Annotated in this window: 12 protein-coding genes; 4 read left to right on the plus strand and 8 right to left on the minus strand. The window is 72.9% G+C overall.

All coding sequences use genetic code 11. The features are described from left to right. Positions 1 to 97 precede the first annotated feature (97 nt). The 7 genes from ACWD0J_RS04975 to rsmI all read right to left on the minus strand — a co-directional run bounded on the left by ACWD0J_RS04975 (position 98) and on the right by rsmI (position 8,001). Complete coding sequence (locus ACWD0J_RS04975; RefSeq protein WP_451494336.1) at positions 98 to 1,906, minus strand: ABC-F family ATP-binding cassette domain-containing protein; 1,809 nt, start codon at positions 1,904 to 1,906, stop codon at positions 98 to 100. A 206-nt stretch (positions 1,907 to 2,112) separates the two neighbouring features. After that, positions 2,113 to 3,021 (minus strand): 4-(cytidine 5'-diphospho)-2-C-methyl-D-erythritol kinase, encoded by a 909-nt coding sequence (locus ACWD0J_RS04980; protein ID WP_451494337.1) that lies wholly within the window; start codon positions 3,019 to 3,021, stop codon positions 2,113 to 2,115. Continuing rightward, complete coding sequence (gene rsmA / locus ACWD0J_RS04985) at positions 3,018 to 3,935, minus strand: 16S rRNA (adenine(1518)-N(6)/adenine(1519)-N(6))-dimethyltransferase RsmA (RefSeq protein WP_451494338.1); 918 nt, start codon at positions 3,933 to 3,935, stop codon at positions 3,018 to 3,020. Before rsmA ends, ACWD0J_RS04980 begins: the two co-directional genes overlap by 4 nt. Before the next feature lie 144 nt (positions 3,936 to 4,079). Next, positions 4,080 to 5,477, minus strand: coding sequence for a ubiquitin-like domain-containing protein (locus ACWD0J_RS04990; protein WP_451494339.1), 1,398 nt, complete (start codon positions 5,475 to 5,477; stop codon positions 4,080 to 4,082). A 141-nt stretch (positions 5,478 to 5,618) separates the two neighbouring features. Further along, a complete protein-coding gene (locus ACWD0J_RS04995) occupies positions 5,619 to 6,500 on the minus strand; it encodes a TatD family hydrolase (RefSeq protein WP_451494340.1) in 882 nt (293 codons plus the stop codon). 47 nt (positions 6,501 to 6,547) lie between these two features. After that, on the minus strand, positions 6,548 to 6,934 hold the full coding sequence (locus ACWD0J_RS05000; RefSeq protein WP_451494341.1) for a hypothetical protein: 387 nt from the start codon (positions 6,932 to 6,934) through the stop codon (positions 6,548 to 6,550). Between the two features lie 209 nt (positions 6,935 to 7,143). Further along, positions 7,144 to 8,001 (minus strand): 16S rRNA (cytidine(1402)-2'-O)-methyltransferase, encoded by an 858-nt coding sequence (gene rsmI, locus ACWD0J_RS05005; protein ID WP_451494342.1) that lies wholly within the window; start codon positions 7,999 to 8,001, stop codon positions 7,144 to 7,146. 151 nt (positions 8,002 to 8,152) lie between these two features. Here rsmI and ACWD0J_RS05010 point away from each other — a divergent pair, with 151 nt between their 5' ends. From ACWD0J_RS05010 to ACWD0J_RS05020, 3 genes are all read left to right on the plus strand, one after another. After that, on the plus strand, positions 8,153 to 9,895 hold the full coding sequence (locus ACWD0J_RS05010) for a dolichyl-phosphate-mannose--protein mannosyltransferase (RefSeq protein WP_451494343.1): 1,743 nt from the start codon (positions 8,153 to 8,155) through the stop codon (positions 9,893 to 9,895). An 83-nt stretch (positions 9,896 to 9,978) separates the two neighbouring features. Continuing rightward, positions 9,979 to 11,610: a penicillin-binding transpeptidase domain-containing protein gene (locus ACWD0J_RS05015; RefSeq protein WP_451494344.1), complete on the plus strand. Its 1,632-nt coding sequence runs from the start codon at positions 9,979 to 9,981 to the stop codon at positions 11,608 to 11,610. A 96-nt stretch (positions 11,611 to 11,706) separates the two neighbouring features. Beyond that, positions 11,707 to 13,407, plus strand: coding sequence for a penicillin-binding transpeptidase domain-containing protein (locus ACWD0J_RS05020; protein WP_451494345.1), 1,701 nt, complete (start codon positions 11,707 to 11,709; stop codon positions 13,405 to 13,407). Between the two features lie 43 nt (positions 13,408 to 13,450). On the opposite strand, the gene ACWD0J_RS05025 is transcribed toward ACWD0J_RS05020, so the two are convergent. Further along, positions 13,451 to 13,801: an SsgA family sporulation/cell division regulator gene (locus ACWD0J_RS05025; RefSeq protein WP_451494346.1), complete on the minus strand. Its 351-nt coding sequence runs from the start codon at positions 13,799 to 13,801 to the stop codon at positions 13,451 to 13,453. A gap of 214 nt (positions 13,802 to 14,015) precedes the next feature. Between ACWD0J_RS05025 and ACWD0J_RS05030 the strand changes: the two genes are divergently transcribed. Further along, positions 14,016 to 15,059 carry an energy-coupling factor ABC transporter permease gene (locus tag ACWD0J_RS05030; protein WP_451494347.1) on the plus strand — a complete coding sequence of 348 codons (1,044 nt, stop codon included), beginning with the start codon at positions 14,016 to 14,018 and terminating at the stop codon, positions 15,057 to 15,059.

A 15,059-nucleotide genomic window follows, 5' to 3' on the forward strand; every position in this document is an offset into this window, starting at 1 on the left:
TATCACTCGGCACCGACAACGCACCGGGCCGGTTCCGCCCCTGTTCCCAAGGGAGGACCGGCCCGTGACGCCCCCGTTATGCGCCTTCACGCACCCTTCACGCGTCCTCGGCGAGTTCCAGCCACCGCAGCTCCAGCTCGTCCCGCTCACCGGCCAAGTCGCGCAGTTCGGCGTCGAGTTGGGCCACCTTCGCGAAGTCGGTGGCGTTCTCCGCGATCCGGGCGTGCAGCTTGGCCTGCTTCTCCGAGATCTTGTCCAACTGCCGCTCGATCTTCTGGAGTTCCTTCTTGGCGGCGCGCTGGTCCGCCGAGCTCTTCTCCGGTACGGCCTTGTCCGCGGCCGGGACGGGAGCCGACGCGGCGGCCGTCTCCTCCATCCGCCGGCGCCGTTCCAGGTACTCGTCGATGCCGCGCGGCAGCATCCGCAGGGTGGCGTCGCCGAGGAGGGCGAAGACGCGGTCGGTGGTCCGCTCGACGAAGAACCGGTCGTGGGAGATCACGATCATCGAGCCGGGCCAGCCGTCGAGGACGTCCTCCAGCTGGGTCAGCGTCTCGATGTCGAGGTCGTTGGTGGGCTCGTCGAGGAAGAGGACGTTGGGCTCGTCCATGAGCAGACGCAGCAGCTGGAGCCTGCGCCGCTCACCGCCGGACAGGTCGCCGACCGGCGTCCACTGCTTCTCCTTGCTGAACCCGAACGTCTCGCACAGCTGACCGGCGGTCATCTCGCGCCCCTTGCCCAGGTCGACGCGCTCCCGCACCTGCTGGACGGCCTCCAGCACGCGCAGGGCGGGGTCGAGTTCGCCGACCTCCTGGGACAGGTAGGCGAGCTTCACCGTCCGGCCCACGGAGACCCGGCCGCCCACCGGCTGCTTCTCGCCCTGCGTCCACGCGGCCTCGGCCATGGCCCGCAGCAGGGAGGTCTTCCCGGCGCCGTTCACCCCGACCAGACCGATCCGGTCGCCGGGACCGAGCTGCCAGGTCACGTGCTTGAGCAGCACCTTGGGGCCGGCCTGGACGGTCACGTCCTCCAGGTCGAAGACGGTCTTCCCGAGCCGGGACGAGGCGAACTTCATCAGCTCGCTGCTGTCCCGGGGCGGCGGCACGTCCGCGATCAGCTCGTTGGCGGCCTCGACGCGGAAGCGCGGCTTGGACGTACGGGCGGGCGCGCCCCGGCGCAGCCAGGCGAGCTCCTTGCGGACCAGGTTCTGCCGCTTGGTCTCCTCGGTCGCGGCGATCCGCTCCCGCTCGGCGCGCGCGAAGACGTAGTCGGAGTAGCCGCCCTCGTACTCGTGGACGGTGCCGCGCTGGACGTCCCACATGCGGGTGCAGACCTGGTCGAGGAACCACCGGTCGTGGGTCACGCAGACGAGCGCGGAGCGGCGCGCGCGCAGGTGCTGCGCCAGCCAGGCGATGCCTTCCACGTCGAGGTGGTTGGTGGGCTCGTCGAGGACGATGACGTCCTGCTCGTCGATGAGGAGCTTGGCGAGCGCGATACGGCGGCGCTCACCGCCGGAGAGCGGGCCGATGACGGTGTCGAGCCCCTGCGGGAAGCCGGGCAGGTCGAGCCCGCCGAACAGCCCGGTCAGCACGTCCCTGATCTTCGCGTTCCCGGCCCACTCGTGGTCGGCCAGGTCCCGGATGACCTCGTGCCGGACGGTGGCGGCCGGGTCGAGGGAGTCGTGCTGGGTGAGGACGCCGAGGCGCAGGCCGCCGGAGTGCGTGACCCGTCCGGTGTCGGTGTCCTCCAGCTTGGCCAGCATGCGGATCAGGGTGGTCTTGCCGTCGCCGTTGCGGCCGACGACGCCGATCCGGTCGCCCTCGGAGACGCCGAGGGACACGCCGTCGAGGAGGGCACGAGTGCCGTACACCTTGCTGACGTTCTCGACATTGACCAGATTGACGGCCATTACTCTCCTGCCAGGGGGGACGCTCGACCCTCCAGGGTAGTCGGCGGGGCGGGTGGTCATCCGCGGGCCTGTTCTCTCGCGCCCGCCGGGGGCGCCGCCCGTGCTCGCAGCCCGTCCGGCGTCTGCGGGCCAGGCCCCTCCAGGGCCGAAGCGGGGGTCTGGGGGCGGCGGCCCGCAGCGGCCGGCGGGCGGGCGCGGCGCGGACCCTACGGCAGGGGGCCGGACGTGATCGTCGCCCCCGGCGCCGGCCCCGACGCCGTGCGGACGGTTCGGCAGGTGCCCGACGCCCGCAGCGCCTCCGCCACCCGCGTCGCCGACTCGGGATCCCGGGTGAGGAACGCCGTGGTCGGACCGGAGCCCGAGACCAGCGCGGTGAGGGCGCCGGCGGCCCGGCCGGCCGCGAGGGTGTCGGCGAGTTCCGGGAAGAGGGAGAGGGCCGCGGGCTGGAGGTCGTTGGAGACGGCGGCGGCGAGCGCGTCGGGGTCGCCCTTGGCGAGGGCGTCGAGCAGGTCCCGGGAGGCGACGGGCCCGGGGATGTCCCGGCCCTCGGCCAGCCGGTCGAACTCGCGGAACACGGCCGGCGTCGACAGCCCGCGCGCCGCCATCGCGAACACCCAGTGGAAGCTCCCGCCGACCTCCAGGGGCCGCAGCCTCTCGCCGCGTCCGGTCCCGAGCGCCGCCCCGCCCACCAGACTGAACGGCACGTCACTGCCCAGCTCGGCGCAGATGTCGAGGAGTTCCGCGCGGGAGGCGCCCGTCCCCCACAGCGCGTCGCAGGCGAGCAGGGCCCCCGCGCCGTCCGCGCTGCCGCCCGCCATGCCGCCGGCGACGGGGATGTCCTTGGCGATGTGCACGTGCACGGCGGCGTCCAGACCGTGGCGCTCCGCGAGGGCGACGGCCGCCCGCGCCGCCAGATTCGTACCGTCCAGGGGGACCTGGCCGGCGTCCGGTCCGGCGCAGGTGACGCGCAGCTCGGCGGCCGGGGTCACCGTCACCTCGTCGTAGAGGCCGACCGCGAGGAAGACGTTGGCCAGGTCGTGGAACCCGTCCGGGCGGGCGGCGCCCACCGCGAGCTGGACGTTGACCTTGGCGGGGACACGAACGGTCACGCTCACCGGCCGGACTCCTCGGTCCCGCCGACGCGGTTCTCGGTGACACGGTTCTCGGTGACGCGGTTCTCGGCGATCCGCGCGAACTCCTCGACCGTCAGGGCCTCTCCGCGTGCCTGCGGCGACACGCCCGCGGCGACGAGGGCCGCCTCGGCCGCCGCCGCGGATCCCGCCCAGCCGGCGAGCGCGGCCCGCAGGGTCTTGCGGCGCTGGGCGAACGCGGCGTCGACGACGGCGAAGACCTCGCGCCGGGAGGCGGTGGTCTTCAGCGGCTCGGCCCGCCGCACCAGCGCGACGAGCCCGCTGTCGACGTTGGGCGCGGGCCAGAAGACGGTGCGGCCGATCGCCCCGGCCCGCTTGACCTCGGCGTACCAGTTGGCCTTGACCGACGGGACGCCGTACACCTTGGAGCCGGGCGGGGCTGCGAGCCGGTCGGCGACCTCCGCCTGGACCATCACGAGGGTGCGTTCGATGCTCGGGAAGGTGTCGAGCATGTGCAGCAGGACCGGTACGGCCACGTTGTACGGCAGGTTCGCCACCAGCGCGGTCGGGGCCGGGCCCGGCAGCTCGGTCACCCGCATGGCGTCGGAGTGCACCAGCGCGAACCGGTCCGCCCGCTGCGGCATCCGCGCCGCGATCGTCGCGGGCAGCGCCGAGGCGAGGACGTCGTCGATCTCGACGGCGGTGACGCGGTCGGCCGCCTCCAGCAGCCCGAGGGTGAGCGAGCCGAGTCCCGGACCCACCTCGACCACCACGTCGTCGGGGCGGACCTGTGCGGTGCGGACGATACGGCGGACCGTGTTCGCGTCGATCACGAAGTTCTGGCCGCGCTGCTTGGTGGGGCGCACACCGAGGGCGCCCGCGAGTTCACGGACGTCGGCGGGGCCGAGAAGGGCGTCGGGGGCGGGGCTGCTGCTCACGGGACAAGGGTACGGGCACCGTCGGCCGCCTTCGTCCGCGTCCGGCTGCGGGCGGCCGTACCGCTGAGGCGCCTCCCGCCCGGCAGAGGAAGGCACCCCTCACGGAGACCGCAGGACCGCAGGGCCGCAGGACCGAAGGGCCGCTCACCCCCCGCCACGCAACCGCCCGCCGCAGTGCGGCCACGGACTGGCCCCGCGCCGCACGTACAGCTTCTTCGCCCGGAGCGTCTGCTCGGCCGCCGGGGCGTCCTGCGGCCGGCCCGTCCCGCCCAGGCTCTGCCAGGTCCGCGTGTCGAACTGGTACAGCCCGCCGTACGTCCCCGAGGGGTCGACCGCCCCCGGCCGTCCCCCGGACTCGCACGCGGCGAGCCCCTGCCAGTTCAGCCCGTCCGCCCCCCGCACGGACGCGGGCAGCGGCTTCGTCCCCACCTTCACCAGCTGCGCCCGCGGCTCCCGCACCACCTCGGTCCTGATCCGCCGCGGCTTCTGCCTGACGCCGTTGACGATCCGCAGGGAGTACGTGATCCGCCGCAGCCCCGGCTGCCCGGCCCGCTCCACGACCTCGGTCCCCCGGAACACGGAGGCGTCCTCGGTCCGCCGCACGTCGAACGGGATCGGCTCCTCCCGGACCTCCTTCGTGCCGGTGATCCGCAGCACGGTGACGGTCTGTCCGTCGCGCGGGAAGCTGTCCGCCGCCACGGACGTGGTGTCCTGGCCGCGCAGGGTGATCCCGGCCTCCTCGACGGCCTCCCGCACGGTCGCCGCGTTGGTGCGGATGGTGCGGGCCCGGCCGTCCGCCATGACCGTCACCGAGCGCTCGGTGCGCACGTCCAGCGCGAGCCCCTGCCGCCCGATCCGCTGGGAGCGTGAGACGGACAGGTACGCGCCCTCCGCCCGCACCCCCACCTGCCGCAGCGCCCCTGCCACCGTGCGCGCCGTGGTCCACACCTCGCGCCGCTGACCGTCGATCGTGAGCCGTACGGGGCGCCCGTAGTGCACCGCGACCTCGTCACCGCTGACGAGCGCCTCACTGGGAGCGGGCGCGACCACGTCGTGCGCCCCCACGTCCACGCCCTCCTCCGCGAGCAGTTCGGCGACGTCGTCCGCGAAGGTGTGCAGGGTGCGCGGCTTGCCGTCGACGCTCAGCTCGACCGCCTTGTCCTCGGCGACGAACGCGGTGGTGCCGCCGGCGAGGAACGCGACGACCAGCGCCTGCGGGAGCAGCCGGCGCACGGTGCTGTCGGCGCGCTCGGCGGACCGGGCCCGGCGGCGGCGCGCGGCCCGCCCGCTCGCTCCGGCGCCGGGCGCGACGGGCGCGGGCGCGTCCGGCGCCTGGTAAGCGGGCCGGTAGGTGTCCTCGTACTCCGCCGGGGTCACGTGCACGCCGTACGCCAGCGTCTGCGCGGTGTGCAGATCGGCGGGCGGGGCGGCGTGCGCGCCGGTGTGCGCGGCGGCGTACGCCGCCGGCTCGCAGGCGGGTTCCGCGCCGCGGGCCGGGCCGGGGCCGTACGGCTCGAACGTCTGGTACTGCGCGTTGCTCACGCCGACACGCTCCAGGGGCCGGAGGGGTCCAGAGGGGTCCGGATCGGGCCCCCAGAACCTAGCGGAGCGGCCGTCACTCTCCAAAGCGACGCGACTACCGAGCGTCGCGTCCGGGTGGGTCGGTGACGGATCGGCAGCGGGTCAGTAGCCGAACGCGCGTGCGGTGTTGGCCGCGAGTGCCGACGCCAGCGCGTCCTCGTCGGCGCCGCGCACGGCGGCCATCGCGCGCACCGTGACCGGAATGAGATACGGGGCGTTGGGCCGTCCGCGGTACGGCACGGGGGTGAGGAACGGGGCGTCCGTCTCGACCAGGAGCAGTTCGAGGGGGGCGACCGCCACGGCGTCCCGCAGGTTCTGGGCGTTCTTGAAGGTGACGTTGCCGGCGAAGGACATGAAGTATCCGGCGCCGGCGCAGATCTCCGCCATCTCGGCGTCCCCGGAGTAGCAGTGGAAGACGGTCCGCTCCGGGGCGCCCTCCTCCTTCAGCACGCGCAGGACGTCGGCGTGGGCGTCGCGGTCGTGGATGACCAGGGCCTTGCCGTGCCGCTTGGCGATCTCGATGTGGGCGCGGAAGGACCTCTCCTGCGCCTCCTTGCCCTCGGGCCCGGTGCGGAAGTGGTCGAGGCCCGTCTCGCCGACGCCCTTGACCTGGGGCAGCCCGGCCAGCCGGTCGATCTCGGCGAGCGCCTCGTCGAGGCCCGCGTCGCCGCCCGGCTGCCGCGCGCCCTGCCGGGACCAGCCGTCCGGGTCGCCGTGCACGATCCGAGGCGCCTCGTTGGGGTGCAGGGCGACGGTCGCGTGCACGGCGTCGTACCGCGCGGCCGTCTCGGCGGCCCACTGGGAGCCGCGTACGTCGCACCCCACCTGCACGACCGTGGTCACCCCGACCGACGCGGCCTTCGCGAGCCCTTCCTCCACGGTCCCCGCCTGCATGTCGAGGTGGGTGTGGGAGTCGGCGACCGGCACCCGCAGGGGCTTCGGCGGCGGCGGGGCGGCGTTCTTGTCGGTGGCGTTCGCAGGCATGCCCCGATCCTACGAAAGGGGCATGCCGCCGCCGGTCGCGGTGCGGGTCAGCTCGCCCTGCGCTGGAACGGGTGCAGGAGATCGGACAGCTGCCAGTGGTGCACCCCGTGCTCCCCGTGCTCCCCGTGCTGCTCCGCCCCGGCCGTGGGTGCCTGCGCCGGCCCGGCGGACGGCGTGCGGTGCCGCGAGCGCGCCGCGTCGCGGGCCGACGCGACCCGGCCCGGCCGCATGATCCGTACGACGTGGTGGTCGCAGTTCGCGCAGGTGGGCCTGGAGAGCGGAGAGGGCACGACCTGCCCGTCCACCACGTACCGCACGAACTCCCGCCCGTCGCCGTCGACGTGGTGCTCTATCGCGTACGACTGCTCCCAGCCGTGCCCGCAGCGCATGCAGGCGAAGGAATACGACTCGTGAACGACGGCGGTCCCACTCATGCCAGCTCCTCTTGTCCGCCGGAGGCAGGGACGTACGTCCCTGCACCCAGTGGACGCCCGCGCGGGCGTGGAGGCAGCCGACCTGCCGAGTGTTGAAGCCGATTTGGCCTTCCCTTGCCGCAACGCTCCCGGCCAGGGGCGGCGCTTTGCCTTATCGCCGGTGGTCCTTTACCAGGCCGTAGGACACGCGCCCCGCCCCGCTGCCCCGCTCACCCCGCGGAGTGCTTCGCCGCCACCACCGCGTCGAAGACCTGCCGCTTCGGCAGGCCCGCCGCCGCGGCCACCGCGGCGATCGCCTCCTTGCGCCGCTCCCCCGCCTCCTCGCGCACCCGCACCCGCCGCACGAGTTCCCCGGCGTCGAGCTCCTCGGGACCGCGCTCCGCAGCCCCCTCCACGACGACGGTGATCTCTCCCCGTACGCCCTCCGCCGCCCACGCGGCCAGCTCCCCCAGCCCGCCGCGCCTGACCTCCTCGTACGTCTTGGTCAGTTCGCGGCAGACGGCGGCCCGCCGGTCGGCGCCGAACACCTCGGCCATCGCGGCGAGGGTGTCGTCGAGCCGGTGCGGGGCCTCGAAGTAGACGAGCGTGCGGCGCTCGTCGGCGTTCTCCCGCAGCCGGGACAGCCGTTCGCCCGCCTTGCGCGGCAGGAACCCCTCGAAGCAGAACCGGTCGACGGGCAGCCCGGACAGCGCGAGCGCGGTGAGCACCGCGGACGGTCCCGGTACGGCGGTGACCCGGATGCCCTTCTCCACGGCCGCCGCGACCAGCCGGTAGCCGGGGTCCGACACGGACGGCATCCCCGCGTCGGTCACCAGCAGCACCCGGGCGCCGCCCACCAGCTCCTCGACCAGCTCGGGCGTCCGGGCTGCCTCGTTGCCCTCGAAGTACGACACCACGCGTCCCTTGGGCGTCACCCCCAGGGCCTGCGTGAGGCGCCGCAGCCGCCGGGTGTCCTCGGCGGCGACGACGTCGGCACCGGCCAACTCCTCGGCGAGCCGGGGCGGGGCGTCGGAGGTGTCACCGATGGGGGTGCCGGCGAGGACCAGGGTTCCGGGCGTAACTGTCACGCTCCCATCCTCCCAGGGCCCGGGGAACGCGGACGCATCTCCTCCCCGGCAGGCCGGGCCCGCCCCCGCCCGGCCTCCCGGACCGGAACGTATCCGCGCCTCTGCGCCCCATGCGCGGGACGCACACAGCGCGGTTCCCTACGATGGCGCGGTGACCAGTACCGCGTCCTCCACGGACACCCGGCAGGACCAGGCCCCCCAGGACCAGCGGCCGTCGTGGCAGCTGCGGCTGCGCCGCTTCGGATACACGGCGGAGCCCACAAGCGACGTACGCGACCGCCTGGTGCCGCCGTACGTGCGGCCCAGCCCGCGGCTGTGGCAGGTTTTCGGAGTGGCCGAGCCGCTCGCCGGGCGGCTGACCCGGTGGGCCGGCTGGGGCGGTCCGCTGCTGGTGACCCTGTTCGCGGGGGTCCTGCGGTTCTGGAACCTGGGCAGCCCGAAGGCGGTGATATTCGACGAGACGTACTACGCCAAGGACGCGTGGGCGCTCGTCCACCGCGGCTTCGAGGTCAACTGGGACAAGAACGTCAACGACCTGATCCTGTCGGGCAGCGGGAACGTGCCGGTGCCGACGGACGCGGCGTACGTCGTGCACCCGCCGGTCGGCAAGTACGTCATCGGGCTCGGCGAGCTGATGTTCGGGTTCAACCCGTTCGGCTGGCGGTTCATGACCGCGCTGCTCGGCACCCTGTCGATCCTGATGCTGTGCCGGATCGGCCGCCGCCTGTTCCGCTCCACCTTCCTCGGCTGCCTCGCGGGCGCGCTGATGGCGGTGGACGGCCTGGCCTTCGTGATGGCCCGCACCTCGCTGCTCGACGGCGTGCTGATGTTCTTCGTGCTGGCCGCGTTCGGCTGCCTGCTGATCGACCGGGACCGGGCACGGGAGAGACTCGCGGCCGCGCTCCCGGCGGACGCGGACGGCCGGGTCCGCCCCGACGCGCACATCGCCGAGACCACCCGCTTCGGCTGGCGCCCGTGGCGCTGGCTGGCGGGCCTGATGCTGGGCCTGGCGATCGGCACCAAGTGGAACGGCTTCTACGTCCTGGCCGCGTTCTGCGTGCTCGCGGTGGTGTGGGACGTCGGCTCGCGCAGGGTCGCGGGCGCGGGCCGCCCGTACGCGGCGGTGCTCCGCCGGGACCTGGGCCTGGCCTTCGTGGCCACCGTGCCGGTCGCGATCGCCACGTACGTGCTGTCCTGGCTGGGCTGGATCCTGTCCCCGGCGGACGGCAAGGGCGGCTACTACCGCAACTGGGCGGCGACCGACGGCAAGGGCAGCAGCTGGTCGTGGCTCCTCCCGGACTGGTGGCGCAGCCTGTGGCACTACGAGCACGAGGTCTACCAGTTCAACATCAACCTCTCCTCGCCGCACACCTACCAGTCCAACCCGTGGAGCTGGATCGTCACGGGCCGCCCGGTCTCGTACTTCTACGAGTCCCCCGCGCCCGGCAAGGACGGCTGCCCCGTCGACGCGGGCGAGAAGTGCGCCCGCGAGGTGCTGGCGATCGGCACGCCGCTGCTGTGGTGGGTGGGCTGCTTCGCGATCCTGTACGTCCTGTGGCGCTGGTTCTTCCGCCGGGACTGGCGGGCGGGCGCGATCGCGTGCGGCATCGCGGCCGGCTACCTCCCCTGGTTCCTCTACCAGGAGCGCACGATCTTCTTCTTCTACACGATCGTCTTCGTCCCGTTCCTCTGCCTGGCCGTCGCCATGCTCCTCGGCGCGATCATCGGCCCCCCGGGCTCCACCGAGACCCGCCGCGTGGCCGGCGCGACCGGCGCGGGCATCCTGGTCCTCCTGATCGCCTGGAACTTCATCTACTTCTGGCCGATCTTCACCGGCACCGCCATCCCGATAGACGAGTGGCGTTCACGTATGTGGCTGGATACCTGGGTCTGACAATCTGAAAATCCCCGTCCCTCCTGTCACACCTCCCCCGTACAGTGCGAGACACCAACGGGGCAACGGGAGGGGATCGCCTTATGGGCAGGGGGGTGAAGGCCGCCGTCGTCGGCGGTGTGTTCGTCGTGATGGTGGGCGGGGCCGGGTACGGGACGTACAACTTCGTGTCGGCGCTGAACGACGACACGGGCGCGGGGGCGGCCGGACCGGCGCCGGCCAGGACCGGGCCGCCGAGCGCGGACGAGGTCAAGGAGACGACGGCCACCTTCTTCGCGGCCTGGGAGAAGGGGCAGGCGGTCGACGCGGCGGCGTACACGAACAACGCCGAGGCGTCCGAGGCCCTGCTGACGGCGTACGGCACGACCGCCCACATCGGCGACGTGAAGATCACGCCCGATACGGCGTCCGGTGCCACCGTGCCCTTCACGGTGAAGGCGAAGGTGTCCTACGACGGCAAGTCGAAGCCGTTGACGTACAAGAGCGAGCTGACCGTCGTGCGCGGGGTCAGCACCGGGCGGGCGCTGGTCGACTGGCAGCCCTCGGTGGTCCATCCCCAGCTGCGGCGCGACGACACCCTGGTCACCGAGGAGTCGGCGAACCCGCCGGTCGAGGCCGTGGACCGGAACGGGACCGTGCTGACGAAGGAGAAGTACCCGTCGCTCGGTCCGGTCCTGGACGCCCTGCGCGCCAAGTACGGCGAGAAGGCGGGCGGCACCCCCGGGACCGAACTGGTGATCCGGCACGCCGATGAGGGCGCCGCCGACACCCCGCTGGTGACCCTGGCCGAGGGCACGCCGGGCAAGCTGCGGACGACGCTCAGCGCGGGCGCGCAGGCCGCGGCCGAGAAGGCGGTCAAGCAGTACGCCCAGTCGTCGGTGGTCGCCGTCCAGCCCAGCACCGGTGAGGTGCTGGCGGTGGCGAACCACCGCGAGGACGCCTTCAACGCGGCCTTCGAGGGCACGGTCGCGCCCGGCTCCACCATGAAGATCATCACCGCGGCGATGCTCATCGACAACGGCGTGACCTCGATGAACGGTCCGGCGCCCTGTGAGGACAGCGCCGTCTGGCAGAGCCAGACCTTCAAGAACCTCACGGGCATGAAGCCCGACCTCGACGCCACGCTCGCCAACAGCTTCATGCGGTCCTGCAACACCGCCTTCGTCAAGCTGATCGACGAGAAACCGCTCACCGACGAGTCGCTGACCACGGAGGCCCAGACGCGGTTCGGCCTCGGTCTGGACTGGAAGACCGGCATCGTCTCCTTCGACGGCAAGGTCCCCCCGATCAGCGGACCCGACCGCGCGGCCAACGCGATCGGCCAGGGCCAGGTCCAGATGAACCCGCTGAACATGGCCTCCGTGACGGCCACCGCCATCACCGGCGCCTTCCGCCAGCCCTACCTGGTGTCGCCGAAGCTCGACGGCCGCGAGCTGGCCACCGCCAAGGGACTGCCGTACGACACGGCCGCCCAGCTGAAGCAGATGATGCGGCTGACCGCCACCCAGGGCACCGCCGCGCAGGCGATGGCCGGGCTCGGCGGGGACATCGGCGCGAAGACCGGTTCCGCCGAGGTGGACGGGCAGGCCGTGTCCGACAGCTGGTTCACCGGCTTCCGGGGCGATGTCGCGGCGGCGGCCATGACCCAGGAGGGCGGCCACGGCGGCGACGCGGCCGGCCCGATTGTCGCAGCTGTGCTACGAGCCGCCGGCTGAGGTCCTCCGCACAGCACGGGACTCTAGGGTGGTGATCGTCGTTGGCATGATCGAGGGCAACGGTGACCCTGGGGATTTCGCGGAGGAACGAAGGCTGTGGGTAACAGAAGGCGTGTCGCCGGGCGACGGAACACCAGGCCCGCCGTGGTCGGCGGGCTGATCGCCGCGGTCGTCGGCGGCGCCGGTTTCGGCGGCTACGCGCTGTACGGGGGCGGGGCCGCCGCCGACGACCGGCCGCAGACGCCGTCCGCGAGCGCCGGGCAGAAGACGAAGGAGATCCCGAGCGGTCCCCTGTCGGCCGCCGAGGTCACCACCACGGCCCGGACGTTCCTCACGGCCTGGCAGCAGGGCAGGGTCCCCCGGGCCGCCGCCGCCACGGACGACACCGAGGCGGCCGCCGCCCTCCTCACCGGCTACACCAAGGACGCCCGCATCAAGGACGTCACGCTCACCCCGGGCACCCGCACCGGCGCCAAGGTGCCCTTCTCCGTCAGGGCCACGGTGTCGTACAAGGGCACCGAGAAGCCGCTGGCGTACGACAGCGCGCTCACCGTCGTCCGCTCCGAGACCGACGGGAAACCGCGGGTCGACTGGCGCTCCTCCGTCGTGCACCCGGATCTCCGGGACGGCGACACCCTGGTCACCGGAGCGTCCGGGACGCCGCCGATCAAGGCGGTCGACCGGGACGGCGGCGAGCTCACCACCGCCGCCTACCCGTCCCTGGGCACGGTGCTGGACGGGCTGCGCGAGAAGTACGGCAAGACGGCCGGCGGCAAGGCGGGCATCGAGCTGCGCGTGGTCCGCGGCACGTCCGCGAAGTCGTCGAAAGCGTCAAAGGCGTCGAAGGCATCCGACAAGACGCTGCTGGAGCTGAGCAAGGGCACGCCGGGCACGGTGAAGACGACCCTGGACCCGGAGCTCCAGGCGGCGGCGGAGCGGCAGGTCGCCAGGAAGGCCCGGTCCTCGGTGGTGGTGGTGCGTCCGTCGACCGGCGAGATCCTGGCCGCCGCGAACGCCTCGCACGGCTTCAACACCGCCTTCCAGGGCTCCCTCGCCCCGGGCTCCACGATGAAGGTCATCACCTCCTCGCTGCTGATCGAGAAGGGCCTGGCCTCTGCGGACAAGGCGCACCCCTGCCCGAAGTACTTCACGTACGGCGGCTGGAAGTTCCAGAACGACGACAAGTTCGAGATCAAGGGCGGCACCTTCAAGGCGAGCTTCGCCCGCTCCTGCAACACGGCCTTCATCAGCCAGGCGCCCAAGCTGGACGACGACGACCTGACCGAGCAGGCCCAGCAGGTGTTCGGGCTGGGGCTGAACAACTGGGCCATCGGCGTACCGACCTTCGACGGGTCGGTGCCGGTGCAGAGCGCGGCCCAGATGGCGGCCTCGCTGATCGGCCAGGGCGGGGTCCGGATGAACCCGCTGAACATGGCGTCGGTGTCGGCGACCGTCGCGTCGGGCACCTTCAGGCAGCCCTACCTGGTGTCCCCGGCGGTCGACGACCGCAAGCTCGCCACCGCCTCCCGCACGATGTCCGCGGGCACCCTGTCCCAGCTGCGGGAGCTGATGTCGTACACGGCGGCCTCCGGCACGGCGGCCGAGGCGATGTCCGGGGTCACCGGGAACACCGGCGCGAAGACCGGTTCGGCGGAGGTCGACGGCCAGAAGAAGCCGAACGGCTGGTTCACCGCCTACCGCGGCGACCTCGCGGCGGCGGGTGTGGTCCAGCAGGGCGGCCACGGCGGGGAGACGGCGGGCCCGATCGTGGCGGCGCTGCTGAAGCTGGGCGGCTGACCGCCCGCGGGATCCGAGGGCGGTCGCGGCCTCCGAGGCGGGGTCAGGACCCCACGGGGGTGGCGGTGTACGTCCGCCGCAGGAACCGGAGCAGCGTCTTCGTCTCGAACTGCACCACCGACACGCCCTGCGCGGAGTGGAACTCGACCACGGCCTGGACGCGCCCGCACGGCCACACGCGGACCTCACCGCTGCCGGCCGGGGTGCGCAGGCCCTGTTCGAGGAGCGCGCGGGAGAAGGTCCACTCGGGGGAACCGGGCAGCCGGACCCGTACCGAACGCGGGTCGGTGTCGGGGTCGTAGCGCAGGACGACCGGGACGGCCTCGTCCCCTTCTCGTGGGACGTCGGCGTCCGTCACGATGTGAGCTCGCGCGTACTGTTCGACTACGGACATCGTGACGGCCCTCTCACGCAGCGTGACCTGTGTGGAATCTGTGCATCCACTCCCTCTCCAATGTCGCACATTTCCCGGATCGCGCCCCCGGGAGCGGAGATGCTCTTCCTCACGCCCGGATGACGTTTCCCGCGCTCTTCCCGTGGCAGTGCTCTTGCTCTTCCCGTGACAGTGCTCTTGCAAGCCGTTCGCAACAAGCCACTATCATCGAACGGTGCATGTGCCTGACGGATTCATAGACGCCCCCCTCTCCGCCGCGACCGGAGTCGTCGCCGCGGCCGCCGTCGCGGTGAGCCTGCGCGGCGCGCGCCGCGAACTCGACGAACGCACCGCGCCGCTGGCCGGCCTGGTGGCCGCGTTCATCTTCGCGGTGCAGATGCTCAACTTCCCCGTCGCGGCGGGGACCAGCGGACATCTCCTGGGCGGCGCCCTCGCGGCGATTCTCGTCGGCCCCTACACCGGGGTCCTGTGCGTCTCCGTGGTCCTGCTCATGCAGGGCATCCTCTTCGCCGACGGCGGTCTCACCGCGCTCGGCGTGAACATCACGGACATGGCGATCGTCACGACGGTCGTCGCGTACGTCGTCTTCCGCGGGCTGGTGAAGATCCTGCCGCGCGGCAGGCGCTCCGTCACCGTGGCCTCCTTCGTCGCGGCCCTCCTCTCGGTCCCGGCCGCGGCCCTCGCCTTCACCCTGCTGTACGCCGTCGGCGGCACCACCGACGTCGCCATCGGCAAGGTCGCCACCGCGATGATCGGCGTGCACGTCCTGATCGGCGTCGGTGAGGCCGCGATCACCGCGGCCACCGTCGGCGCCGTCATCGCCGTACGCCCGGACCTGGTGTACGGCGCCCGGGGCCTTGAGCAGAAGCTGAAGCTGCGGGTGAACGGCGAGCTGGTGGACGCGCCGGCGGCCGAGCCGGCCCCGGTGGCCGCCCGCTCCCACCGGGGGCTGTGGATCACCGGCCTGGTCACCTCCCTGGTCCTGGCCGGATTCGTCAGCTTCTACGCCTCCGCCGACCCGGACGGCCTGGAGAAGGTCGCCGCCGACAAGGGCATCGACCGCAGGGCCGAGGAGCACGCGGTCTCCGACTCCCCGCTCGCCGACTACGGCGTCAAGGACGTCGAGGACGCCCGGCTGTCCGGCGGTCTCGCGGGCGTGATCGGCGTCGGCGTCACCGTCGTCGCCGGCAGCGCGGTGTTCTGGGCGGTGCGCAGGCGCCGCAGCGGCGACGCCTCCCCCGTGAGCACGGACGTCTGA

The organism is Streptomyces sp. NPDC003011, assembly GCF_053591515.1.